The sequence below is a fragment of the Enterococcus sp. C65 genome (assembly GCF_040887165.1).
Classification (GTDB): Bacteria; Bacillota; Bacilli; order Lactobacillales; family Enterococcaceae; genus Enterococcus_B; species Enterococcus_B hirae.
On record NZ_JBFOFG010000010.1, the window covers coordinates 81,175 to 105,948 of the forward strand.

Sequence of the window (24,774 nt, forward strand, 5' to 3'; positions counted from 1 at the left end):
TACAGATAACACGTATATTACGTGTCGAGAGAGAGGCGGTTTCTATTTTTATAATAGAAATCACTCTCTTTTTTTACGAAATTTTTTGAGGTGAGGACATGACAAAACAAAAACAATTACTCTTAGTACCTGCAGTCATCGCAACCGGCATGATGTCTTTTGCGGGAGTGTTGATCGAAACAGCAATGAACGTCACATTTCCAACGTTGATCAACCAGTTTCAATTAACGACTGCACAAGTTCAATGGGTGACAACGATTTACCTGCTGATGATCTCGATCATCGTGCCATTATCAACTTATTTAACACGAAATTTCAGCCTTAGAAGTCTCTTTTTACTTTCAAACCTGCTTTTTTTAGCAGGAATCATTGTTGACTTCTTTTCTCCGACTTTCTTCATTTTATTACTTGGTCGGCTTTTACAAGGGGCAGCTACCGGGATTGCTTTACCACTAATGTTCCATATTATTTTGACCTTTGCGCCTATGAACCGCCGCGGAGCGATGATGGGGGTGGGAACACTGACCACAGCAATTGCTCCGGCTATCGGGCCAACATATGGGGGAATCTTAACTTCAAATTTCACTTGGAATCATATCTTTCTTTTCTTGATTCCTATTTTGATTCTTTCTCTTGGCATCGGCTTAGTTGCTATTCCTTCAATGCCCGTTCAAAAAAGTGGACGTTTGGATGTGTTGAGTGTATTTAGTTTGTGTTTATTATTTAGCGGTAGCTTAACGTTTTTGAGTATGCTAGGACAACCGCTTAGTTGGTTTGCGTTACTAATAGCGATTATTGGTGGGATCCTTTTTTATCAACGAACAAAAAAAGCCGATTATCCATTGATCCAACTAACCATTTTTTCTAATAAAACATTTCGTTTATTCTTATTTAGCTTTTTAATCTACCAGTTCTTATTGCTAGGCGTTTCTTTTGTCTTACCAAATTTTGTTCAGATTGTTCAAGGAAACAGCCCTTTCATCGCTGGAATCGCCATGTTGCCAGGAGCTACGATTGGCGCTGTATTATCGCCTTTTTCTGGAAAACTGCTTGATCAACACGGTCCCAAAAAACCGATTTTTGCCGGATTACTCCTTGCTCTTGTTGGTTGGTCCGCACTAGTCTTTCTTCTAGGACATGTTTCATTGCTATTGTTGATTACTTGCCACGTGATCTATATGATAGGGATTGGTTTGTCTTATAGCAATATGATGACCACTGGGATGAATGCTTTAACGGATGACTATCAAAGTGATGGCAATGCTGTTTTTAACACCTTACAACAATTTTCTGGTGCCGTTGCTACTTCATTAGTGGCAATCATTATCAACCTTATTCAAGCGCATGCTGATTTGAGCTATAAAGTCGCCACGACATTCGGTTCACAAGTTGCTTTAGGTGTATTACTTCTTCTATTAGTTATCAGCTTTATCTTATTTATTCGTTATAGTTTAACTACAAAACATTCATGATTGATTGAAACGGCAGTCGTTTGCAACTGCCGTTTTTTTGTGCAAAAATACAATTTGTAAGTAAAGGAGGAATCAAACATGGAAAAAATCGCCATTATCGGTGGTGGAATCATCGGTATGACATTAGCCAATTATGTAGATACCACAAAATACAGCATCACCTTATTTGACTATGGAATTGGTCAGGCAACCAAAGCAAGTGCGGGAATCATTTCTCCATGGTTATCCAAAAGAAGAAATAAAACATGGTATCGTTTAGCCAAAGACGGTGCGGCATTTTTCCCAAAATTAGTGCAAGATTTCGCACTTGATCCGACCATTTATGCTCGTTCCGGTACACTCTTGCTTCGACAAAAAGAACAATTAGCAGAATTACTTGATCTTGCAGAAGAACGAAAAAAAGAGGCACCTGAGATCGGAGAAATCCATTTATTAAAAGCGGATCAAACAGCTGATTTACTTCCTTTATTAAAACCGACCCCCTCTTTATTCATCACTGGTGGTGGCCGTTTAGACGGAAAAGCTTACCTTCATTATTTAACGGCACGCTTGAAAAGGGCTGGTGTAACAGTAATAAACGATAAGATTCGCCTACAAAAAAGGAATGATGATTGGCTGATCCTCGGAGAATTTGATGAAGAACCGTTTGACCGGGTCATTTTGACTCCTGGTCCTTCCTTGAAGCCTTTATTGGAACCATTAGGCTATCAGGTCGATCTTCGTCCTCAAAAAGGGCAGTTGATCGCTTTTACTACTCATCAGCTCCAAAGCCAAAAATGGCCTGTTGCCATGCTAGATGGAGAAGCAGACCTCATTCCCTTCAATGACGGAAAAATCTTATTAGGCGCTACACATGAAAATGAACAAGGATGGGATCTGACTCCTACTAATGAAGCATTTTTACAGTTGACTGAACAGACAAAAGCTTTTTTTGTACAACCAGAAAAATTACTTTCACAGCCTTATCAGTTACAAGTAGGAACGAGGGCATATACGTCTGATTTTGCTCCGTTTTTTGGTCCTTTATTCGATGAACCAAATCTGATCGTCGCAAGTGGACTCGGTTCTTCTGGTTTAACGACTGGTCCTTATATCGGTTATCTCTTAGCTGAATTTATAAACACTGGTACGTGGCATGGAACGGACTATCAAAAAGATCTCCATAACTACATCAAGAAAACCTAAGATGAACAAAGAGATAACTATTTCATTCATTTATTTTTCGTCATTACTGTCTCATCCCTAAACAGCAAAAAAACCAAGAAATCGAATGACACGATTTCTTGGTTTTGTCTTTTTATTAGTATTCAATAATCGACTTAGTACCAGCCGTTTGCTAACCAGAATGCTTGAGCAGCATCCCATGAGCCATAACGTGATGATACATATTGATCAGCTACGCGTTCTTGGTTTGCAGCAGAATAGTCACCATTTAAGTATGATGCATCTAATTGGTAACGTCCGATGTAACGGCCGTTAGTTGCTGTGTAAGAACCGCCTGATTCTTTATTCGCAATCCATTCTTTTGCAGAACTTGAATTGCTTGGAGCTGTTGCTGTTTGAGCAGCTGGAGCAGCAGGTGTTACTTCAACTGTTTTAACTGGAGCAACATATGTATGTTCTTCCGTTACTGTTTCAGTTGTTTTTGGTGCTTCGACTGTTTTTGCTGAAGCATCACTTGAAGTCGGGATCGTTAATTCTTCGCCAACATAGATGCGGTTGATGTCTTTGATACCATTTTTTTCAGCGATTGCATCGATCAATGAGTTATCTCCAACAAATTTTTGTGAGATTTTTGATAGTGAATCACCTGATTTAATTGTATAGACTTCGTCAGCATGAGCAGTTGTTCCTACAAACATTGCAGTTGCACCAGCAGCAAAAGTTGTTCCTAAAACGATCTTCTTAATTGAATTCATGTTTATCTCCTTTTTTTTCCATGTATTTATCAACGTCATTAACTTTATCATCTAGAAATATTTCATAGGTAAAAGAAATATGACATTTAATGACAAAATATCCTAATTTTTAACATTTGTAACATAACTCTGGACAAAAAAGTACGACTAAAGTCCTAGAACCCTTATATCATAAGAAAGAAACCGTTTTTTAACATTTTCTTATAAAGTTTAGAAAATCTTATATTTTGTAATATTTCTAGTATTTTTTTTTAACTTTTTTGATTTTTTTATTTAATTTATCCTTTTTTTTAGTAATTATGTGTCAAAACGACAAAAAATTGAGTAATTATTACAACCTTTACTAAAAAATTTTAGGATAAGTTTTTTAATATTTTTGAAATTTCTGGTATTTCTAGATTTTTTGCTAAAAAAAACCGATAGTATTCTATTTTTTGAACTGCTTCAATTATAAACAAGTCGAACATTCAGTGGATTATACTACTCTAAGTATTGAAATTTTCTAATACAGATTCTTTTTATTATTTAGTTATGATCCATTATTTTACTTTAATCAATAAAAAGACTAGAACAAACTAACTGTCCTAGTCTCTTTGTCGTACTACGCTTGTTTTAGCATAATACTCTATTTTTTTCTTATATAGAAGTGAAAGGAATCTTGTACATAAAATTTTCTCTTATTCGCTCGGAGCTGACCGCTTCTTTCATGTCCTCTTTTTTCGCTTCGTTTTCTTGGCTAACATTTCTTGCGCTTCTATAATTTCTGTGATCACTTCTTGGTCTTCTTCGCGTTGTTTCATTTGCTCTAAAGTTTCCAACCATTTTTCTGGTTCTTTTCTACCTAAACGCCCAATCGACCAAGCAGCGGTTGCTCGAATAACCGGTCGAACATCACTTAAGCAGCTTTCGATCTCAGGTAAAGCCGAAGTATCCCCAAGGTTTGCTAAAGCAATCAAAGCATTTCTTTGCAATGGTTTTTTCCCTCGCCATGAACCAGCTAAATGCCCAAACTGTTGTTTAAACTCTTTATTTGATAAAGAAAGCATTGGTTTTAATTTCGGATAGACTTCTTCTACTTTTGGTTCCATTTCTTCATGGAAATGGAAATCTTTCCCTTGATTATAAGGACAGACTAACTGACAGATATCGCACCCGTAAATGACATTTCGCATTTTTTTCCGATACTCATTTGGCATTAGCCCTTTGGTTTGGGTCTGATAAGATAAACATCTTTGTGCATTCATCCTGCCATCGCCTAACAAAGCTTTTGTCGGACAAGCTGTCACACAACGAGTACAATCACCACAGCCAAAAACACCTGGTTCATCAGGTTCAAATACGATATTGGTGACAATTTCTCCAAGATACACGAATGAACCGTATTCTTCTGTGATCAGCAACCCATTTCGACCAATAAATCCTAGTCCTGCTCTTTGTGCAACAGCCACATCTACTAATTCTCCAGTATCCACTTGTGGGGCAAACCGCCAAGCTTCTTCTTGTTGCCAGACACTTGCTCTGCTTTGGATAAAAGTAATCAATTGATTGAGACGGTCACGTAAAATATCATGGTAATCGATTCCCCAAGATGCCCGTGCAAATTGTCCTCTTTTTTCATCTTTTGGGACCTCTTCATGGATCTTGGTTGGATAAGCTAAAGCAATAGCGATAATCGATTGTGGGCGATCAAAAGTTTTTTCTAAATATAAACGTTCTTCAATCACTGGATGTTCAAATCCCGAAGTATGTCCAACGGCTTTTTGTTCTTCTAAAGACTCTTTTAAATAATCAAAGGGTTCTGCCGTCGTAAATCCGATTTTATCAATACCTAAACGTTTGCTTTCTTCAATGATTTCTTCTTTTAAGGTTTTTGTCATCTTTTCCACCTATTCAAATAATTGCTAGCGACTATAAATTCCGTAATAAAGCCGATCTCTTTTTAGCTGGACAAATTGGATCTGTTGATCTGCGATCTTTCGTTCTTCCATCCATCTTTTTCTAGTAGCAAAGATTTCCCAATAGTTGAGAGACAACCATTTTCTTTGGTTATCTAGCGCTTGAAAAAAGTTGAGCGATACTGGCTTAGTATGCAACAATTCATGCAATCGAACCTGTTCTACTGCAGAAAAAGTGGATAAATCTCTGGAATATAATGTTTCTTCGTAGAGATTCTTTTGCTGCGAGTAGGTAAATGTTTGTGGAATATCTCCTGGGCGGGCAATCAAAACCAAACGATTATAGAATGTATTCATTAGTTTACTATTTGCAATAAACGAACTTTTATAATAAGCCGATTGAATTTTTTCAATGACCCCTTCTGTCCCCATTGTGGAAAATAATGCTGGCCATGCCTTGATATTGATTTCATTATTTTGTTTCACTAATACTCCTGGAATAAATCCAACAGAAGAAATCGAGACAAAATAACCAATTCCAGTCTGTTCATCTAATGGCTGAAATTCATCAAAAAGCCATTTCCCCGGATAACGTTCTTCTACATCCGATTCACTTGGACTTGCTATGAATAATTTAGCCATTTCTGTTTCAAGAAATTGAAGGTCTTGATCTTTATCAGAGCTATCCTGTTGTTCGATCACTTTAAGGATTTCTTCTTTGATTAGTTGTTTATCTTTACGCGTAAAATTCATAGCTTTACCTTCCTTTCTTATCTTTAACTATAACGGAAAACAACAAAAAAAGGTATCCGAAACTAACAAAAAGCAGACGTTTTTTTTATTTTTTTACTTGCAAAATAAGTGAGCCTTCGCTTGATCTCCTTTCCACATAAATCAAGGTAAATGAATCCTCCTGCTTCTTGTTTTTTGAATCTTGATTTTTAGCATAAACAAGCCGAAGAAACCAAAATCTAACGAACTGATTTTGATCTCTTCGGCTGGCTATTTAGCACGCATTCTTTTCTAGTTTTTTGAATGAAAGCTATTTTGTACCATTTATTTTTCTTGTGTCAACCCATCATGGATCGTTCGGATATTCCAGTCCATCATCTTATAATAAGAATCTCCTGGTTTTCCTTCCTTATCGATAGAGTCTGTATATAATCGATCATAGATAGCTACTCCCGTTTCTTTCGCCACACGTTCCATGCTTCTCGGATCAACACTTGTTTCGACAAACAAAGCGGGTACTGCAGAGTCTCTTACTTGATTGATGATTCGTTTCATTTGTTCAGGAGTTCCCTGACTTTCTGTATTGATTTCCCAGATATAACTTGCTGGGATTCCATAAGCTTTGGAAAAATATTTGAAAGCTCCTTCACTCGTTACTAATAATCTTTTATCTTCAGGAATTGTTTGAAAGTTTGTTTTAGCTTTTTCATCCAATTCGCTCAACTTTTCAATATATTTTTTTGCGTTTTCTTCATAGACTGCTTTATTTTCAGCATCTTTTTCTGAAAAAATACGGGTAATTTCTTCTACATACTTCATCCCATTCGATAAATCTAACCAGGCATGAGGGTCAGCTTTACTCTTGGAAGTCCCACCTGATAAATAAATGGGTGTTACTTTTTTACTCACTGCAAAATAATCTTTCTCTTCTTTTTTATGTGTGGTTTCCATTAAATTTGTAAACCAGCCATTACCAGTTTCTAGATTTAGCCCATTATATAAAATCACATCGGCATCACTCGCTTTTTTGATGTCTTCTGGTAACACTTCATATTCATGAGGATCTGTTCCTACAGGCACGATACTATGAACAGCTACATGTTCCTTTCCTACTTCTTTTGCCATATCCGCTAAGATAGAGTTGGTTGCTACAACATTCAATGTTTCTTTAGTCGTTTCTTTATTAGCTTCCTGCTTTTCTTGACTGCCACAGCCCACTAACAAAAAGAAACTTGCGAACATTACCCAAAAAATCCGATAGTTATTGGTTTTCATCTCATTACTCCTTTTTTCAAATGATTTGTTTTACATGATCATTCTTTTTACTCGCTTTTTATGACCCGTTTATGAGCAAAAAAGATTCCCTTAGAAGGTGAAAAGCAAAATGCCAACAGAAAGAATAGCGCGCAAGCTAAAACGATGGTTGCACCGGAAGGCCAGTTATAGCTATAACTAAAAAATACCCCTAAGATTGCACTTAATACACCAACTGTTGATGAGATAGCAATCATTTTCACTAAACTATTCGTTAATAGATAAGCTGTAGCAGCTGGTGTGATCAACATCGCAATCACTAAGATCGTCCCTACTGTCTGTAAACTAACCACTGCGACTAACGTCAGGAAAAACATGAGCAAATAGTGGATCAAGGTAATATTTAGCCCATAAGCTTTAGCCATCATCGGATCAAAAGAAGTAATTTTGAGTTCTTTATAGAAAATGAACACAAACAATAACACAATACCGCTAACGATTGCCGTCATCTGCAGGTCGCTTTCTCTCACCGCTAACACATTTCCAAATAATATATGGTACAGATCCGTAGCACTTTGGGCAAAAGAAATCAAAATGACTCCTAATGCAAAGAATGAACTAAAGACGATACCGATTGCTGTATCATTTTTTAATCGACTTCGTTGGGTGACAAAACCAATGAGCCCTGCCGTCAACATGCCGAAGACCGTGGCACCTAAAATATAACTAAAGCCAAACATGTAAGAAATTGCTACTCCTGGTAAGACCGCATGTGAAATAGCATCTCCCATCAACGACATCCCTCGTAAGATGATAAAAGATCCGATCACCCCGGAAGCCAAACCAACGAGCATTGATGTGAACAATGCATATTGTAAAAACTGGTAGTTCATCATTCCTTCAATAAACGATTGGATCATTTTTCTTTTGCTCCTTTCACTAATTGCCCGATCACTTCACCATAAGCAATCTTCAGATTTTCTGAAGTAAATGTCGTTGCAACAGGTCCGGCAGCGATCAATTGCTGATTCAATAAAATCACTTCATCAAAATATTCTGTTACTTTGTACAAGTCGTGATGAACAATGATGATCGTTTTACCTGCTGCTTTTAATTCTTTCAATATTGAAAAAATTTTTTTCTCACTTACGGCATCAATCCCTACAAATGGCTCATCAAGAAAAATCCATTCTGCTTGTTGCGCCAATGCGCGGGCAATAAAAACACGTTGTAACTGTCCACCCGACAATTCGCTTATTTGTCGCTTCCCATACGAAGCCATACCGACTTTTTCTAATGCTTGCTGTGCTCGTTCTTTTTCTTTTTTTCCCGGACGTTGTCCCAACCTTAATGATGGATAAGTCCCCAATAAGACCACACCTAACACATCAATTGGAAAAGAGAGATCCAATTCATTTCGTTGTTCAACATAAGCGATTTTTTTACGTGCTTCTTTTAGCAATGAACCGCCAAAAGAAATTTCTCCAGATACTTTGGGAATCAAAGCCAGTATAGCTTTCATAAAAGTTGATTTTCCCGCACCATTTGGACCGATGATCCCAGTGATTTTTTTGGGTTGGATCATTACATCAACTTCGTTTAACGCTAACTTTCCTTGATAAGCAACGGTTAATTGCTGGATATTAATGATCGCTTCTGACACATTCTCCACTCCTTTTAGGTTTACCTAACTTTTTATTTAACTATAGTTTAACTAAAGACGAAAGCATTTTCAAGTATCCCGCATGATTTTTTTACAAGAAAGGCTCGCAATTTGTGAGAACTTTCTGTAAAATCACATCAAGAGTTTTAAAAGCAAATTGTCTTTATTGATCATTTATTTGTTATTAATGTCTATCATTTATTCGTATTTGCTTGTTTTACTCAAAAATGAAAGGAGTTTTAGTATGGAAGAAGAAAAATTAACTCGAAGCCTTAGTGCCCGTCACATTCAGATGATTGCACTAGGAGGAACGATCGGCGTAGGATTGTTTATGGGTGCTTCCTCAACCATTCGTTGGACAGGTCCCTCAGTAATGGTTGCCTATGCTGTCGCAGGTCTCTTTCTTTATTTGATCATGCGAGCACTTGGCGAAATGCTTTATGTCGATCCTTCAACGGGTTCTTTTGCGAATTATGCTAGTAATTATCTTCATCCTGTCGCTGGTTATTTAACTGCTTGGAGTAACATCTTTCAGTTTATTGTTGTCGGGATCAGTGAAGTCATTGCAGTCGGTGAATATATGAATTATTGGTGGCCTCATCTGCCAACAATCATTCCTGGGATTGTCGTCATTCTCTTTTTGATGCTTGCCAACTTAGCTTCTGTTAAAGCTTTTGGTGAACTAGAATTTTGGTTTTCAATGATTAAAGTCGGCACGATCGTTTTGATGATTCTGGTAGGGCTAGGTGTCATCTTATTTGGCTTAGGAAATCAAGGCCAAGCAGTCGGGATCTCTAATCTTTGGAAAAACGGCGGTTTCTTTACCGGCGGAGTAAAAGGTTTCTTTTTTGCGCTATCCATTGTTGTTGCATCTTATCAAGGAATCGAGCTGATCGGAATGGCCGCTGGAGAAGCTGCAAATCCGAAAAAAACGATCGTTGAAGCTGTTCAATCAACTATTGGACGAATCTTGATTTTTTACATTGGTGCTATTTTTATTATCGTTAGTATCTATCCATGGAATCAATTAGGCACAATAGGTTCCCCATTTGTTCAAACATTTTCTAAAATCGGGATCACATTTGCTGCCGGATTGATCAATTTCGTCGTCTTGACGGCTGCCTTATCTGGGTGTAATTCGGGTATTTTCAGTGCCAGTCGAATGATCTACACCTTAGCAATCAATGGAAAAATGTCGAGGAAATTTTTAAAACTAACCCGTCATGGCGTACCTTTTTATCCAGTCGTAGCGATTTCTAGCGGGATATTGATTGGCCTAGTTTTAAATTACCTGTTACCTTTGTTTGTGAATCATGCAGAAAATATTTTCGTTTTTGTCTATAGTTCCAGTATTTTACCGGGGATGGTTCCTTGGGTAGTTATCTTACTTAGTGAGATCCAATTTAAAAAACAACACCCAGAAGAAATGAGAGATCATCCATTTAAAATGCCATTATCACCTTATACCAATTATCTTACTTTATTATTTTTAGCCATTGTCTTGATTTTTATGTTTATCAATCAAGAAACAAGAATTCCATTGATTATTGGTCTCGTGTTTTTGTGCTACATGACGATTCATTATTTTCTACGTGAACGAAGACTGAAAAGTCGCTAATCTTCATCAAAAAAGCAGGGCTTCCCATCAAATGGGACCCTGCTTTTTATGGTCTAAAATAAAAAAATTTCTACGATTATTTATGTATCACTATCTTACTATTATCTATATCTTTTATTCAGTTCACGATGAACTTAAACAAACCATTTCAATTCAAAAAAATAAGCTAGTGTCCAATCAATTAATTGGTCGCTAGCTTATTTTTGCTGATCAAGGCATCTTGTCAGTGGCTTAATTCAATTTCAATACTTCTCCAGGACTGAAGAAATAGCTGTCCATCGTCATCCCATTCAATGATAAAAGCTTATCAACTGGTATCCCTGTACGTTCCGCAATCTGGTTGGGACCTTCTCCTTGTTGAACGACAGTAGTAGCAGCTTGTTCATTTGAAGTAGCACTTGCTGTCTGTCCTTCGGTTCCTTGGGTAGCTTGACTGGAAGATTGTGTCGTTGAGTCAGTCGTCTGAGAAACACTAGTTTCCGTTTCACTAGTTGTTTGACTGCTTGACGTTTCTGCTTGTACCGAAGCACTTGTTCGGAGATAGATATCAGAAATTTTAGCTACTTGTTCCGTATAATCTGCTGAAAGTTGGTTGATCCAATTTGCAAGATCTACGCCTTCTTTGGTTGGTGCTGCTTGATACGTTGCTTGTAATTTGCTGATCCCTTCATCAGAAATAGCTTGTAGCGCTCGAGCCTTTTGATTAGCAATCGCAGACAACCCCATCACACCGTTTTGATTGTTCTGAATCTCAGCTTGGTATTCTTCGATCAAACGAGGCGTTTGTTCTTCCAATTTCTTTGTATAATCTGTCATAATCGTTTGTAACTGATCCGTCAGTGTGCCTGTTTTCGATTCTTGAGTCGAACTTGCAGTTTCTTTATTTTTTGGTTTCGTTGTGGAAGAAGCTTTTTTTGTGGTAGTTTCGCTTGTTTTTGCGACCGAGCTTTCTGCACTCGAACTATTCTTTCCATGAAAATAAAGAGCTGTAACAGCACCTATAAGGACTAAGCAAACAGCAACAGCCGAACCAATTTTGATCAATCGGCGTTGCGTTTCTTTTTTCTGTTGTTGTCTACGAGCCATTCGGACATTGACTCTTTGCTCGTTTTCTTCGTTCATTACTTTCACCACCCATTAGTATATAAAATAGCGTTATCAATCCTACTTTAATCCCATTGTAGCAAATAATCATCATTCTGAACATTTTAAACTGTGTTATTTATAAACAAAACTCACCATTTTTGATGATTCCAGGATTCTCCATCGATTTCTCCTTGTAATTGGACTTTTCGTTCTGAAATTTCCAGTAAAAGTTTTTTTGTTTCATGCAACACAGCTTTTGTTTCATAATCTACCGATGTACTTAATTCTTCCAATTGTCGTACAAACCATTCTTCCGCCATTTTATTGCTCCTTTAATTCTTGTAAGATAAATGTGAGGTCTTCAATCTCTTCTTTTTCATTCTCTAAATAGTCGATTAAGAATGCTTGCTTGGTCTGATCTAGTTGTTGTAAAGAATGATTGCTGCTTAGTCGCTCAATAAACCAGTTTATTCGCTGGATCAAGGTCGGTTTGCCTACTAATGTCAGGTATTGTTGATACGCCACTAAACGCTCCCAACGCTTTTCTTCTGTTTGATACATGAATTGCGCCATCACAAATGGAGGTAAAAAAGTCATTTCAAACTTGTGGGCAATCCGCTGATACGGTCTTAATAATTCAGAAATGGTATATTCTTCTTTCCCGCCTGCTTGATATTCTTTTTCAGAAACGCCAGTTGTCACGACAACCCCTAATTCTTTGCCTCTAAGAATTTCGTCAGCATGTTCCAATACAGTGTCCTCCCATAGTTTTAAATGAGCTGGCGCACTATACCAATACAAAGGGAATTGGAAGATGATCCGGTCATGTGTTTTTAATAATTCAAGTTCTGTATCACGATCAATCGTCCAATCTGGATAATGTTTTTCCAAATGATGCCAAGTAACCGTTAAATTTTCAGTTGCTTCTTTAAAAAATTGTTGGTTCAATGATGTCTCAATCGTAGGATGACTAACGATAATCAAAGTTCTCATTTCTTGACTCCTCTTCATTCTTGCTATTTCCTAGTTTAGCACAGAACACAAAATGTCATTAGTCTCCTGCCTTATGGTTAGGTAGACCAGGAAACAATCTCTTGTTCTTCTAATTCTTTCTTCAAAGCACCTAATGAAAGGTTTTTGGACGCTTCATTTTTCATCCGTTTCCGATAATTTGTTGCTGTTTCTCCAGTTGTCTTTTTGAACATTCGGCTAAATACAACTAAACTATTAAAACCAACTTGATAAGCGATACACTCTACTGAATCATCAGTCAACGATAATAAAAATGCTGCTCGGTTGATTCGCACGCCAATCAAATATTCTTTGATACTCGTTCCTAATTGATTTTTAAAGACTCTTGATAGATGACTCCGGTTGACTGACAGTTGTCGAGCAATTTCCTCTACTGTTAAATTTTCTGGATAGTGTTCTTCAATATACTTCACTGTCTCGATTGCTAGTGGCGAAGAAACCTTTTGATTTCCCAAACCGATTTTCCCACCATCTTTTAGTAATACGGATAAAAAGCGATAAGTCAAAGCCGTCAATTCTAATTCATCTGCTAAACCGTCTTGTGAATAATGAAGACAGTCCAAAATAATATCTATATATGCCGAAATACCTGCAGAAACCATTGTATACTGATCTTCTTTGAATAAGGAACGTTCAATGATCTCTTTCGCTAATGGCCCTCCAAAAGACAACCAACAGTAGACCCAAGGCTCTTCACCATCTGCTAAATAAAAAGTAGAATCCCCTGGCCGGATCAAAAACAGATCCCCTTTTTGCAATTGATATTGCTGTTCTTTCACATGGTAAGTTCCTTTACCTTCCATCACGACATGTAACACATAATCTTGTCTGATTGCTGGACCGAAAGAATGATATGGCAAAGTTTTTGAAAATCCACAAAAGTCAAAATAACACCCTTTAGCTAATTCTTGACGTTCTTTTTTTAAAAATATTGCTTGCTCCATCGCTCTCACTCCTTTGTTTTTACTTTACTCTTCTTGTTCTACAACGTGCAACAAAAAGTTAAATATTAGTCACAAAAATATATTCATCAGGAAGCGTTTTCTTGATAAAGTCAATAGTAGAAAAAGAACTTTATTTATTTATTGTAACCGTTTAACTTTTTATTGTATATTTAACAAAGAAGGGATTAGATACTATGAAGAACAAAATGATACAACGGGTTTCTTATGCTTTAGGCGCATTCGGTCATGATACTTTTTATGTTACTCTCAGCACTTATTTTATGGTTTTTGTAACAAGCGAGATGTTTGCAGGTACAGATAAAGCAACTACTGCTCGAATGATCGCTACGGTGACCAGTTTAGTCGTTGGTATTCGTTTGATTGAAATCGTTTTCGATCCATTGATTGGCGGGATTATTGATAATACTCGAACAAAATATGGAAAATTTAAACCATGGCTGGTCATTGGTGGTTTAGTTAGTTCATTCCTTTTGATTTTTCTTTTTACTAATTTCTTTGGCCTTGCTACTCACAATACAACTTTGTTTATCATCCTTTTTACCATTGTTTTTGTATTATTAGATAGTTTTTATTCATTTAAAGATATTGCTTTCTGGTCAATGATTCCAGCTTTAAGTACTGAAACCAAAGAAAGAGAAAAATTCGCGACTTTTGCTCGATTCGGTTCTTCCTTAGGAGCAAACGGGACTACTTTGGTCGTCGTACCAATCGTCACATTTTTCACTTATTTAGTTACTGCTCATCATGTTGAAGGCGCTTCAGGTTGGTTCTGGTTCGGTGTGATTACCGCTGTGATCTCTGGAGGAACTGCAATTATTACAGCTTTAGGAACAAAAGAAGTCGACACGGCGATTCGTCAACAAAATGAAAAAGCAAGTATCAAAGATGTCTTTAAAGCAATTGCCCAAAATGACCAATTAATGTGGTTAGCACTTTCTTACATTGCTTATGCTATTGCCAATGTAGCAACAACTGCCGTTTTATTCTACTTTTTCAAATATGTCTTAGGTCAACCAACTCAATTCTGGATTGTCGGTTTAGTAGCAGCTTTACTTGGACTAGTCGCTGTGCCTTTATTCCCTGCTTTGACACGATTGATTTCTAGACGCTATGTCTATATCGGCGGTATTGCGATGATGATCAGTTCTTACTTCTTCTTCTCTATCGCAGGCACTAGCTTACCGATCGTGATCGTTGGACTTGTTTTATTTTACTTCCCACAACAGTTGATCTTTTTATCTGCCTTGATGACAATCACTGATTCTGTGGAATATGGACAATGGAAAAATGGGATTCGTAACGAAGCTGTGACTTTATCGATTCGCCCACTGCTCGATAAAATTGCAGGTGCTTTATCTAATGGGATCGTTGGTTTTGTCGCAATCGCAGCTGGTATGACTGGAAATGCTTCTGCTGCTGATATTACCAATCATGGGATCATGACTTTTAAAGCGTATGCATTTTATGTTCCTGCAGCATTGATGTTCTTTTCTGCCATCATTTTTGCTTGGAAGATCACTTTGACAGAGAAAAAACATGCGCAAATCGTCAAAGAACTAGAAAATAAATTAGCTTCACATGAAGAACTCGCATCTGAATTAGAAGATGACTTTATCATTCCACAACATTAAGAAAGGAATTATATTATGACGATTACAGAAAAAGACTTTGGTCAGGGGTACCATTTGATCACATTATCCAATACTCACGGACTTAAATTAGCCGTCACTGACTTAGGTGCACGGATCGTTCAACTGACTGCTAATGATCGGGAATTAATTTTAGGGTTTGACTCCGCACAAGAATATTTGACAAAAGATGCCTATATCGGTGCAACGATCGGACGAACAGCAGGTAGGATTGAAAAAGGACAATTTTCTTTGAATGATCAAACCTATCAATTGAGTGTCGATCCTCAGACAGGGCATTCACTTCATGGAGGTACACCAGGATTTGAACAGAAAAAATGGACGTATCAACTAAGTGAAACAGACAAAGAAAGCTCAGTCACATTTACTACTACCAGTCCCGACGGAGAACATGGTTTTCCTGGAAATCTATCCGTAGAAGTTTGTTATACTTTGACAGAAGACAACATTTGGCGTGTTAGAACGCAAGCAATCAGTGATCAGGATACGCTTTTCAATCCGACCAACCACGTGTATTTCAATTTAAGTGGCGATGTAGAAGAATCAATTGATCAACATACACTTTGGCTAGACAGTGAGTCTTTCGCTCCATTACGACCTGATAGTATACCAACTGGCGAAAAAGCGAGTGTTGCTCAAACACCTTTTGATTTTCAAACACCTCAAAAACTAGCCACTGTCTTTACTAGTCAATTTGAACAAAAACAACTCGTTGACGGGATCGATCATCCTTTCTTTTTAAATAACCCAGATATGAATCATGTATCGGCTTATTTATTAAGTCCCGATGAACAAATCAAAGTAAGCATCATGACCGATTCACCTAGTGTTGTGATCTTCACTGCTAACTTTGGGCAAGATACCCCAGAAATGCATGGAAAGAAACTAGCCAACCACGGTGGTATCACGTTTGAGACTCAAATCGCTCCAGGAGCTGAACAGTATCCAGCTTTTGGAAATATTCATTTAGCAGCACACACACCATTTGAAACAACTACAGAATTTAAAATCGACACAAGAGAGGGTATCTAACTATGGAAATCAAACGCAGTTTAAATACAAAATTCGCAGAAATCTTTGGACCTAAAAAAACCACACAATATTTTTCTCCAGGCAGAATCAACTTGATTGGTGAACATACAGATTATAACGGTGGTCATGTTTTCCCTGCCTCCATCACTTATGGCACACAAGGAGTTGCCGCACCTCGTGAGGATAATAAAGTATTGGTCTACTCAACAAACTTTGAAGACGACGGTGTCATCAGCTTTACTTTAGACCAACTTGATTACGACAAACAAGCAGGGTGGGCAAACTATGTCAAAGGTATGATTGTTAAACTAAACGAAGCAGGCTACCCAATTGAACATGGTTTTGAACTCTTAGTTGAAGGGACGATCCCGAACGGTGCAGGACTTTCAAGTAGCGCTTCCTTAGAATTGTTAGTCGGAGTTGCCTTAGAAGACTTATTCCATTTATCCATTGATCGACTTGAATTAGTTCAAATTGGTAAAAAAGTAGAAAATGAATTTATCGGCGTCAATTCAGGGATCATGGACCAATTTGCGATTGGCTTTGGCGAATTAGACAAAGCTATTCTACTTGATACAAATACGTTGAAATATGAAATGGTTCCAGTAAAATTAGATGGCTATGCAGTAGTAATCATGAATACAAATAAACGTCGTGAATTAGCTGATTCTAAATATAATGAACGACGTAGTGAATGTGAAGAAGCACTAAAACGTCTCCAACAAAAATTAGCTATCCAAGCATTAGGTGATTTAGACGAAGAAACATTTGAAGCAAACATTGATTTGATTGGTGATGACACATTGATTCGTCGTGCTCGTCATGCAGTTACTGAAAACCAACGAACATTAGAAGCTAAAGCTGAACTAGTACAAGGAAACTTGGCTGCTTTTGGTCAATTATTAAATGCTTCACACGATTCGTTGAGACATGATTATGAAGTAACTGGTATCGAGCTTGATACATTAGTCGATGCAGCTCAAAAACAAGAAGGTGTTCTAGGCGCCCGTATGACAGGAGCTGGCTTCGGTGGCTGTGCGATCGCATTAGTCAAAGAAGAAAATATCCCTAACTTTAAAAACAAGGTCTATGATGAATACTTAGACGTCGTTGGCTACGCCCCAGAATTTTATGTGGCACACATCGGCAATGGTACTACAAAGATTATGGAAGAAAGTGTTTCAGCTTAATCCAATGAAAGAAATGTAAGGTAGTTCAACGTTACGGTTCAAAAGAATAAAGCTAAATTAAGATCGTCACTTTTCAAAAAAACAAATAATCATGAAATGCTACCTGAAAATAAGTGTCAAAATAAAGACCGACCGTCAAAAGTTCATTTAAACAACTTTTGGCAGTCGGTCTTTTTGCAGCTAATTTCCTCACCATATCCATTTCAATAAAACATCTGCTATTATTGAAATAAATACGCATGATCCGTTTGATCTTCGATTCGTTTTTGCCATTCAGGATCATGGTTTGGTACAGTGGCTATTTCTTTAAATTTGTATGGTCCTAATTCAAAAAACTGTTGAAGGATCTGATTCACTTGCTCAAATAAAGCTGGACGCTCCATCCTATTTTTGACGGTCAGTTGCTGATCAGCTGTACAAAAAGTCACATTCCCTAATTCGTCAGAAACATTGATCGTCTTGCCTGCTCTACTCAACTGGCGAACTTCTCCTAACATTTCATAGATGTCCTCACCTTCATATCCTTCTAGTAGTGCTAGACTGTCAACTAACGAACCCACAGTCAAATCAGCAATGATTGCTGTTTTCGTTCCTAATTGCAGCGAATAGATCGCAGCATCTACGATACCACAGGCATTACAACCACCTTCTGTTAACTCACTTTTTCTAGTGATTTGTACTTCCATCATTTATGGGTCACCTTCTTCCTATTATAGCTCTGTTTTTTATTCTTCGCGTTCTTTGCTCTTCTTTTCTTCATTTCCAAGCGAGCAGCTTCTCGCAGACAACGTACATGACAATTGACATAAGTTAACACTACTTCATCTGACTCTTGTTCAAATCCCCAAAAAGACATATTCATCCTTCCATTTCTTTTTTGAATGTGTATGGTACAAAAATATTGTGCAACTTCTCTGACAATAAGAAAAATTTTGGCTTATTTCATAGAGTTGACACTTGAATACCATCTATGTATTTTTAGAAGTATTGATAGGCATCCCCAACATCTATCAGACAAATTATTTTCTATAGCATAAGAAAAAATAAAAATTACGTCAATATAAACAAGCAACTATAAAAAAATAAAATGCTCTTATTTATTTTAATTATGAGGTAAATAACTAAAACCCACAGAAATCCACATAGGACTTTTGTGGGTTTCAGCTATTTAGATCAGATAAAAGAAACAGAAGCTATCTGTTGATAATCAACGCATTCTTGTCTCGAACACTTATGACAATTTTTCAACTAGTTCCTCTAATTCATTTAATCGTTGTTCAAACTTAGTCATAGCTGATTCGATATAATCAGCTTTTGTCATGTCGACGCCTGCTTTTTTCATGACTTCAACTGGGTAATCACTATTTCCTGATTTCAAATACGTAAGGTATTTTTCTAGAGCATCTGGCTCTTGACCCCAAATTTTCTGCGCCAAAGCAGAGGCAGCTGAAAAGCCTGTTGCATATTGATAAACATAATAATTATAGTAGAAATGTGGGATACGAGACCATTCATATTTGATTTCCGGATCTTTTTCTACCGCTGATCCATAATATTTGGCATTCAATTCCCCATAACTGTCGCTTAGATATTCACTGGTCAAAGGTACACCTTTGGCATCTTCTTCATGCATGAAATGCTCAAATTCTGCAAATTGTGTTTGTCTGAAAATCGTTCCTTTGAATCCATCAAGATAATGATTCAAGACATATGCACGAACACGTGGATCTTGTTCAGTTTCAAGCAAGTATTCTGTCAAAATATTTTCATTAGTTGTTGAAGCAATCTCTGCTAAGAAAATGGAATAATCACCGTAAACAAACGGTTGATTTGAACGAGTAAAGTAACTATGCACACTATGTCCCATTTCATGTACGAGCGTAAATAATTGATCCAACGTATCATGCCAGTTCATTAAAATATAAGGATTGGTATCATAGCTTCCTGAAGAATAAGCGCCACTTCGTTTCCCTTTATTTTCGACCACATCGATCCAACGGTCAGCAAAAGCTTTTTCTACCACTGACAGATATTCTTCCCCCATTGGTGCCAAAGCTTCCAAAGCTTTCTGTTTCGCTTCTTCGTAAGTGAACTTGATAGGAGCTTCTCCTAATACTGGTGTATATAGATCATACATATGCAGTTTTTCTACATTTAAAAGACGTTTGCGTAATTCCATATAGCGATGCAATAGCGGAAGATTTTTATTGACTACTTCAATCAATGTATCATAAACACTTTCTGGGATATGATTGTTGCTCAAAGAAGCTTCTCTAGCAGAATGATAATGGCGAATTTTTGCTTTGTAATTGTGCCCTTTGATATGGGTACTCAATGTTGAAGCAAACGTATTTTTAAATTGATCATAGACACGATAAAGCCCTTTGAATGCAGCTTCTCTAACTGTACGATCTGTGCTTTCCATCAATTGACCATAGACACCATGAGAAAGCTGGATTTTTTTCCCATCTTCTCCCACGATCGTAGGAAACTCTAGATCGGCATTGTTTAAAACAGCAAATGTATCACTGGAAGCGCCAAAAATTTCTCCTGCTCCAGCTAGTAATGATTCTTGTTCTGCAGATAATATATGCGCACGATTATCCACCATTTGTTTTACGTAATGACGATATAGTTCTAACTTCGGCTCTTGCTCAAAATACTGCCAAATCTGCTCATCTGAAAGTTGAAGGACTTCTGGTTCATACCAAGAGACTGCTTCACTTACTTTAGAAAATAAACTTCCTGCTCTCGCATATAACGCTTGATAAGTCGTATTTGCTGTATCTTGGTCATTTTTTAAATGAGCATAGACATAAATGAGTTCCACTTTTCGGTAAACATCTAAAACAAATTCAAGCGCATTCAGAAATTCTGTCGCACCCTTTGCTAATGTTCCTTTATATTGATCGGAATTTTTTAATTCTTCTGTTAATTCTTGGTATTTTTCATCAAATTCTTGATCGCTAGAAAAGATTTTGGTGAGATCCCAAGTTAGTTCTTCAGGCAATTCTTCTCGTTTTGGTAATTGGGTCGTTTCACTCATTTAATACACTCCTTTATTGTTTTCACTCTTTTTTTCTAATTCATATTGAAAATAGAAAAATGAATAAGCCTACTAAAATCAGCTACTCTTAATTAGTGTATCATAATTTATTTCTGTTTGACATCAAGAATATCTCCTCACACTCCTGGTAAAGTAATCGGAAAATCTTTTTCTTATCAACCATTGGATAAAGCCAAGTTGTTTTATTTGGTTCAATTTTTTGGAGCCAATTGAGATACTTCCATTGTTGGCTTCTGCCTGCTTGTTCACTGATGATTTCTTCAAATAAAAGACGATAAAAGAAGACTTTTTCTTGAAAATAAAAAAAAATCGACTTTCTGCGTACATCCATGGAGATAAATAAAGTAAATGTTTTTTTCTAAGATAGAATTGTTTTTGTAAATGAACGTATTTAGACTGACGATAGTATAATTTTTTTTGTAACCATTTTTGACAGCCAACATTAGTAAGAACTTTTTGCCGATTTTGATTCTCCATCTGTTTTTCTAATAGACTTACAGGAGATTCACTAAAGAAAGGCCAGCTGATTGTTTCATAGGTTACTGTTCCAGAAAATAATTCTGCCAAATGATAAAACAAATATAATCTTTTTTCCAGCCAATCGATTTTCCATAAATGAGTGCCCATGGTGTCATTGTACATACAAAAGTACTTTTCTCTCGTTTTTAAACGATCATTTTTGAAAAAAGCAGAGCCTAAGATCCACCAAACACGATAGTTTTTGCTTAGATATCCTTTTGTTCGTTCTTTCATCCGTTCATAAGCGAGAACTGAACACTGAATTTCTATGGCTAGATCCCCGCAAAGGATATCTGGTCTTTGTCGAAGGGCTGGTAAATAGGCTTCTAAGACAGGCGGATGAGTAACAAATTGTCTACACCACTCAAAAAAATATTTTTTGAGTTGGAGATGCTCCGTTGTTTCTTTCTCACTAAAACCAAAACAATCCTGTAAATTTTTGTGAGCAAAATGTGCTGTTTTTTGCTGCCCAGTTTTTAATATCACTGGTTCCTTACAAGCTGGGCAGAAAAGACTTTGCCGTTTCGTACATGTTGTAGCCAGAAATCTTTTTCCATGTTTATCGATTGCAACCATCATAAATTAGCTGCCCCCCTTCTAAAAGAAAATACGTCAAAAAAAGAACCTGATCATTTTCATTGATCAGATTCTTCAAATTGTTTCTTTGATTATTTGCTGCTTACGCAAAATAAAATTTTGTACGTTCCAAAGCATTTCGTTCCATAAGTAATTGCGCATATTCGTTCAATGTTTCAATGGTCCGATCGCTTCTTTCTGCAAACTCTAAAATTCGAGCTACTTCATTCGCGACATCTGTTTGGTTTAAATCTTCCATCCAAAAATGTACGGCTAAATAGTAGATACCATCTAGTAAATACAAATCTGTCCAGGCTGATTCCAACTCGACATCATTGGCTAGTTGAATCATTTGTTCAAAGTCTTCAAAAGCAAAAATCGCTTGGTGTTCTGTTTCATCGGAAATGCGTTCAGTCGTTTCTTCTTCATTATTTAAGATTTGTTGCTGGATAAATTCAGTTACATCATCAGAGTCTAAAGAGTCTTCGTCTTCTTGGAGCATTTCTTCATTCGGTAAGTTTTTACTAATAAAAAGTTCTAAACCGTCTCCTTTAGGAAGCACTTGAAATGTAACAGCTTCGCTACTGCGGAACTCATCTTCAATATCAACTTCTTCTAAAATACTGTAGAAAAAATTTTCGATCTCTCTATGGTTACCAAGCAAGTCTAAAAATGAGACGCCTCGCTCTTCTAAATCTTCATGACCGATCATTACTCGGATCGTATTTTCATTAATATGTTCCATTTCCATCTGGCTACACCTCACTTTGCCACAACTATCAATATAACTTCATTGTAGCGAAATAAGCTTAAATGTAAAGAAAAAAAATTACCATTTAAAATCAAAATAAGTTTTTAATTTAACCTTGACATCATTTTGTTCACTTAGTTAAACGTAAAAAAGAGCTTAGGACAAAAAGCCACTCCTAATGCGAGAACGAATAAACGGCATTCAAAAAGTAATCCTTAACAATAAATCAAATTTTTGAGACCAAGTATTTTGGTCTTCTCAAATCTCGCTATCACCCAAAGAGTAAAATTCCTTTGCATGTTACATCTAGTTATATGTACTTTCTATTCTGGTAAAAAAAAACTTAGAAAAACTACAAAAATAGTTTTTCTAAGTTAACGTTTATTTTCTATAATCCAGCCATTAATTGTGCTTGACGCAATTCCAATTGACGTACATCACGTGGTAAGAAACGACGGATTTCATCTTCATTGAAACCAACTTGTAGGCGTTTGTCATCGATCATAATCGGACGACGCAACAATCCAGGGTTATTTTGAACGAGTTCTAACAGTTCTTGCAATGGTAAATCATCAAGATCCATGTTTAGTTTTTGGAAAACTTTTGAACGTGTTGAAATAATTTCTTCTGTGCCATCTTCAGTCATTTGTAAGATTGCCTTTAATTCTGAACTATTTAATGGTTCAGAAAAGATATTTCGTTCAACAAATGGAATTTGATGTTCTTGTAACCACGCACGGGCCTTTCTACAGGAAGTACAACTTGGGGAAGTATATAGTGTTAACAACGTGCACCACTCCTTTTCATGACTAATGTCACTTTTTTGTAACAGAAGATCATTATAATCTTCCATCTGTTTCTATTATACATAATCAACTTTTAAATAGCTAGCTTTTTTCATAATATTTTATCAAAAAAATGAAAGTTATCTAAGATTTATATTCCGTAAAACCAACACTTTACGTTTAGTTAGCAATTAAAAAATGAGAGTTTTCAAATTTAATTCAAATATAACCTGCCATTGAAACAGGCTTTAAAGTTGTACTATTATTTTATTACTCACCCCACAAAAAAACGGTTTCTTTGAAAAAATTATGTTTTTTATTTCTGTCTGCTTTATTTTGTTTGCTATTACAACAGTCCTTTTAATTGAACCTAACCCTTATTTTGTCCGCTAATTAAGCACCCTTTTATATTACAATGGTTATAAAATGAAAATCACTACAAAACGCCTTATCGTCATCATTAAGTGTTATTTTATATTTTGATCATTTTCGTTTTTCTGTATTAAAAAAAACATTCTTTATCAAGTAAAATAGGATTATTCTATTAAAATTAGTCAGAATTTCGTTTCATTGAGGATTAATTTATTCATCAGATAATCAAATGATATTCAATTTTACTATTTTAGTGAAAAAAACTGAAACTTAAAAAGCTTATTCTGTCAAGAAAAGCGAAATATAGTAATAAAAACCTTTATTTAACAACGTTTTAACCGGTATTTTTCTGATACAATAGTCGAGGATTTATGAAAAAAATGATGAAAACCGAAAGGCGTGTAGAATTTGATTAAGTCAGTTGTTTTTGACGTTGATGATACGATGTACGATCAACAACAGCCATTTAGAAATGCGGTAAAAAAAGTAGTGCCGCTTGTTTCAGATATAGATATGGGACCATTATATCTCCGGTTCCGTCATCACAGTGATGAAAATTTCCCTAAAGTGATGGCAGGAAAATGGACCTTGGAGTATATGCGTGCACATCGAATCAGCCAATCACTAAAAGACTTAGATTATCCACATATTACTGAAGAAGAAGGTCTTTATTTCCAACAAGTTTATGAAGAAGAATTAGATAATATCTGTCTTCATGAGGAAGTAAAGAAAACATTGGACTTCTTGACTGAAATGAATATCCCTCTCGGAATCATTACCAATGGTCCCACCGATCATCAAACCAAAAAATTGAATCAACTTCAATTAGCAAACTGGATTCCTTCACAGCATATGATCGTTTCGCAAGCAACAGGATTTCAGAAACCAGAAAAAGAGATTTTTCAACTTGCTGAAGAACGTTTCAATCTAACTGCAGAAGAAACTCTATATGTAGGCGATAACTACGACAATGACGTATTAGGTGCTAAAAGAGCTGGTTGGCAAGCGCTTTGGTTTAACCATCGTGAACGAAAAGTTGATGGTCCATTGAACTGTGATATCGAAATCACCTCATTTGATCAATTATTAGAAACGATGAAAGTAATTTTCAGCTAAAGCATCCATGCACAGCTCCTAGCAAAACAAATAACTAAAAAACTCTCGAAACATAATCTTGTTTCGAGAGTTTTTTATTAT

Annotated in this window: 22 protein-coding genes; 7 read left to right on the forward strand and 15 right to left on the reverse strand. The window is 36.4% G+C overall.

All coding sequences use genetic code 11. The features are described from left to right. The first annotated feature begins 98 nt into the window (after positions 1 to 98). A complete protein-coding gene (locus AB3I12_RS11625; protein ID WP_010737117.1) occupies positions 99 to 1,472 on the forward strand; it encodes an MFS transporter in 1,374 nt (457 codons plus the stop codon). Positions 1,473 to 1,550: 78 nt separating this feature from the next. Next, on the forward strand, positions 1,551 to 2,657 hold the full coding sequence (locus AB3I12_RS11630; RefSeq protein WP_063627529.1) for an FAD-binding oxidoreductase: 1,107 nt from the start codon (positions 1,551 to 1,553) through the stop codon (positions 2,655 to 2,657). A 134-nt stretch (positions 2,658 to 2,791) separates the two neighbouring features. Here AB3I12_RS11630 and AB3I12_RS11635 read toward each other — a convergent pair whose 3' ends face one another. The 6 genes from AB3I12_RS11635 to AB3I12_RS11660 all read right to left on the reverse strand — a co-directional run bounded on the left by AB3I12_RS11635 (position 2,792) and on the right by AB3I12_RS11660 (position 8,935). Next, positions 2,792 to 3,391, reverse strand: a complete 600-nt coding sequence (locus tag AB3I12_RS11635) for a LysM peptidoglycan-binding domain-containing protein (RefSeq protein ID WP_010737115.1) — start codon at positions 3,389 to 3,391, stop codon at positions 2,792 to 2,794. Between the two features lie 704 nt (positions 3,392 to 4,095). After that, complete coding sequence (queG, locus tag AB3I12_RS11640) at positions 4,096 to 5,268, reverse strand: tRNA epoxyqueuosine(34) reductase QueG (RefSeq protein WP_063627530.1); 1,173 nt, start codon at positions 5,266 to 5,268, stop codon at positions 4,096 to 4,098. Between the two features lie 24 nt (positions 5,269 to 5,292). Then, positions 5,293 to 6,039, reverse strand: a complete 747-nt coding sequence (locus AB3I12_RS11645) for a hypothetical protein (protein ID WP_010720849.1) — start codon at positions 6,037 to 6,039, stop codon at positions 5,293 to 5,295. A 303-nt stretch (positions 6,040 to 6,342) separates the two neighbouring features. Continuing rightward, positions 6,343 to 7,293, reverse strand: a complete 951-nt coding sequence (locus tag AB3I12_RS11650; RefSeq protein ID WP_063627531.1) for a metal ABC transporter substrate-binding protein — start codon at positions 7,291 to 7,293, stop codon at positions 6,343 to 6,345. A gap of 47 nt (positions 7,294 to 7,340) precedes the next feature. Beyond that, positions 7,341 to 8,192, reverse strand: a complete 852-nt coding sequence (locus tag AB3I12_RS11655) for a metal ABC transporter permease (protein ID WP_010720851.1) — start codon at positions 8,190 to 8,192, stop codon at positions 7,341 to 7,343. Further along, positions 8,189 to 8,935 carry a metal ABC transporter ATP-binding protein gene (locus AB3I12_RS11660; protein WP_063627532.1) on the reverse strand — a complete coding sequence of 249 codons (747 nt, stop codon included), beginning with the start codon at positions 8,933 to 8,935 and terminating at the stop codon, positions 8,189 to 8,191. The genes AB3I12_RS11655 and AB3I12_RS11660 overlap by 4 nt, the downstream gene beginning before the upstream one ends. Before the next feature lie 244 nt (positions 8,936 to 9,179). Between AB3I12_RS11660 and AB3I12_RS11665 the strand changes: the two genes are divergently transcribed. Continuing rightward, positions 9,180 to 10,553 (forward strand): amino acid permease, encoded by a 1,374-nt coding sequence (locus AB3I12_RS11665; protein WP_010737111.1) that lies wholly within the window; start codon positions 9,180 to 9,182, stop codon positions 10,551 to 10,553. Positions 10,554 to 10,784: 231 nt separating this feature from the next. On the opposite strand, the gene AB3I12_RS11670 is transcribed toward AB3I12_RS11665, so the two are convergent. From AB3I12_RS11670 to AB3I12_RS11685, 4 genes are all read right to left on the reverse strand, one after another. Next, entirely contained in the window at positions 10,785 to 11,675 is an 891-nt protein-coding gene (locus tag AB3I12_RS11670) for a LysM domain-containing protein (protein WP_010737107.1), read from the reverse strand. Between the two features lie 113 nt (positions 11,676 to 11,788). Continuing rightward, the gene (locus AB3I12_RS11675; protein ID WP_010720855.1) at positions 11,789 to 11,959 is read right to left on the reverse strand and encodes a hypothetical protein; all 171 of its coding nucleotides are present in this window, start codon (positions 11,957 to 11,959) and stop codon (positions 11,789 to 11,791) included. 1 nt (position 11,960) lies between these two features. Continuing rightward, positions 11,961 to 12,632, reverse strand: a complete 672-nt coding sequence (locus AB3I12_RS11680; protein WP_063627533.1) for an NAD(P)H-dependent oxidoreductase — start codon at positions 12,630 to 12,632, stop codon at positions 11,961 to 11,963. A 77-nt stretch (positions 12,633 to 12,709) separates the two neighbouring features. Further along, a complete protein-coding gene (locus tag AB3I12_RS11685; RefSeq protein WP_063627534.1) occupies positions 12,710 to 13,615 on the reverse strand; it encodes an AraC family transcriptional regulator in 906 nt (301 codons plus the stop codon). Between the two features lie 194 nt (positions 13,616 to 13,809). On the opposite strand from AB3I12_RS11685, the gene AB3I12_RS11690 reads away from it, so the two are divergent. The 3 genes from AB3I12_RS11690 to AB3I12_RS11700 are packed head-to-tail and all read left to right on the forward strand — an operon-like array spanning position 13,810 to position 17,507. Further along, a complete protein-coding gene (locus AB3I12_RS11690; RefSeq protein ID WP_034699920.1) occupies positions 13,810 to 15,267 on the forward strand; it encodes a glycoside-pentoside-hexuronide (GPH):cation symporter in 1,458 nt (485 codons plus the stop codon). A 15-nt stretch (positions 15,268 to 15,282) separates the two neighbouring features. After that, positions 15,283 to 16,317: an aldose epimerase family protein gene (locus tag AB3I12_RS11695; RefSeq protein ID WP_063627535.1), complete on the forward strand. Its 1,035-nt coding sequence runs from the start codon at positions 15,283 to 15,285 to the stop codon at positions 16,315 to 16,317. Positions 16,318 to 16,319: 2 nt separating this feature from the next. Continuing rightward, positions 16,320 to 17,507 (forward strand): galactokinase, encoded by a 1,188-nt coding sequence (locus AB3I12_RS11700; RefSeq protein ID WP_010720860.1) that lies wholly within the window; start codon positions 16,320 to 16,322, stop codon positions 17,505 to 17,507. Positions 17,508 to 17,728: 221 nt separating this feature from the next. Here AB3I12_RS11700 and AB3I12_RS11705 read toward each other — a convergent pair whose 3' ends face one another. From AB3I12_RS11705 to spxA, 5 genes are all read right to left on the reverse strand, one after another. Next, positions 17,729 to 18,196 carry a DUF4809 family protein gene (locus AB3I12_RS11705; RefSeq protein ID WP_063627536.1) on the reverse strand — a complete coding sequence of 156 codons (468 nt, stop codon included), beginning with the start codon at positions 18,194 to 18,196 and terminating at the stop codon, positions 17,729 to 17,731. A gap of 542 nt (positions 18,197 to 18,738) precedes the next feature. Then, entirely contained in the window at positions 18,739 to 20,553 is a 1,815-nt protein-coding gene (pepF, locus tag AB3I12_RS11710) for an oligoendopeptidase F (protein WP_034699929.1), read from the reverse strand. Between the two features lie 123 nt (positions 20,554 to 20,676). Next, positions 20,677 to 21,672: a competence protein CoiA gene (locus tag AB3I12_RS11715; RefSeq protein WP_081248844.1), complete on the reverse strand. Its 996-nt coding sequence runs from the start codon at positions 21,670 to 21,672 to the stop codon at positions 20,677 to 20,679. A gap of 100 nt (positions 21,673 to 21,772) precedes the next feature. Then, the gene (locus AB3I12_RS11720) at positions 21,773 to 22,420 is read right to left on the reverse strand and encodes an adaptor protein MecA (RefSeq protein WP_010720865.1); all 648 of its coding nucleotides are present in this window, start codon (positions 22,418 to 22,420) and stop codon (positions 21,773 to 21,775) included. 388 nt (positions 22,421 to 22,808) lie between these two features. After that, the gene (gene spxA, locus AB3I12_RS11725) at positions 22,809 to 23,207 is read right to left on the reverse strand and encodes a transcriptional regulator SpxA (RefSeq protein WP_002296384.1); all 399 of its coding nucleotides are present in this window, start codon (positions 23,205 to 23,207) and stop codon (positions 22,809 to 22,811) included. A gap of 778 nt (positions 23,208 to 23,985) precedes the next feature. Here spxA and AB3I12_RS11730 point away from each other — a divergent pair. Next, a complete protein-coding gene (locus AB3I12_RS11730) occupies positions 23,986 to 24,693 on the forward strand; it encodes an HAD family hydrolase (protein ID WP_010720866.1) in 708 nt (235 codons plus the stop codon). Positions 24,694 to 24,774 lie beyond the last annotated feature (81 nt).

Coding starts and splice junctions, on each gene's coding strand:
- AB3I12_RS11625 (WP_010737117.1), top strand. CDS start 99: ATGACAAAACAAAAACAATTACTCTTAGTACCTGCAGTCATCGCAACC.
- AB3I12_RS11630 (WP_063627529.1), top strand. CDS start 1,551: ATGGAAAAAATCGCCATTATCGGTGGTGGAATCATCGGTATGACATTA.
- AB3I12_RS11635 (WP_010737115.1), bottom strand. CDS start 3,391: ATGAATTCAATTAAGAAGATCGTTTTAGGAACAACTTTTGCTGCTGGT.
- queG (WP_063627530.1), bottom strand. CDS start 5,268: ATGACAAAAACCTTAAAAGAAGAAATCATTGAAGAAAGCAAACGTTTA.
- AB3I12_RS11645 (WP_010720849.1), bottom strand. CDS start 6,039: ATGAATTTTACGCGTAAAGATAAACAACTAATCAAAGAAGAAATCCTT.
- AB3I12_RS11650 (WP_063627531.1), bottom strand. CDS start 7,293: ATGAAAACCAATAACTATCGGATTTTTTGGGTAATGTTCGCAAGTTTC.
- AB3I12_RS11655 (WP_010720851.1), bottom strand. CDS start 8,192: ATGATCCAATCGTTTATTGAAGGAATGATGAACTACCAGTTTTTACAA.
- AB3I12_RS11665 (WP_010737111.1), top strand. CDS start 9,180: ATGGAAGAAGAAAAATTAACTCGAAGCCTTAGTGCCCGTCACATTCAG.
- AB3I12_RS11670 (WP_010737107.1), bottom strand. CDS start 11,675: ATGAACGAAGAAAACGAGCAAAGAGTCAATGTCCGAATGGCTCGTAGA.
- AB3I12_RS11675 (WP_010720855.1), bottom strand. CDS start 11,959: ATGGCGGAAGAATGGTTTGTACGACAATTGGAAGAATTAAGTACATCG.
- AB3I12_RS11680 (WP_063627533.1), bottom strand. CDS start 12,632: ATGAGAACTTTGATTATCGTTAGTCATCCTACGATTGAGACATCATTG.
- AB3I12_RS11685 (WP_063627534.1), bottom strand. CDS start 13,615: ATGGAGCAAGCAATATTTTTAAAAAAAGAACGTCAAGAATTAGCTAAA.
- AB3I12_RS11690 (WP_034699920.1), top strand. CDS start 13,810: ATGAAGAACAAAATGATACAACGGGTTTCTTATGCTTTAGGCGCATTC.
- AB3I12_RS11695 (WP_063627535.1), top strand. CDS start 15,283: ATGACGATTACAGAAAAAGACTTTGGTCAGGGGTACCATTTGATCACA.
- AB3I12_RS11700 (WP_010720860.1), top strand. CDS start 16,320: ATGGAAATCAAACGCAGTTTAAATACAAAATTCGCAGAAATCTTTGGA.
- AB3I12_RS11705 (WP_063627536.1), bottom strand. CDS start 18,196: ATGATGGAAGTACAAATCACTAGAAAAAGTGAGTTAACAGAAGGTGGT.
- pepF (WP_034699929.1), bottom strand. CDS start 20,553: ATGAGTGAAACGACCCAATTACCAAAACGAGAAGAATTGCCTGAAGAA.
- AB3I12_RS11715 (WP_081248844.1), bottom strand. CDS start 21,672: ATGATGGTTGCAATCGATAAACATGGAAAAAGATTTCTGGCTACAACA.
- AB3I12_RS11720 (WP_010720865.1), bottom strand. CDS start 22,420: ATGGAAATGGAACATATTAATGAAAATACGATCCGAGTAATGATCGGT.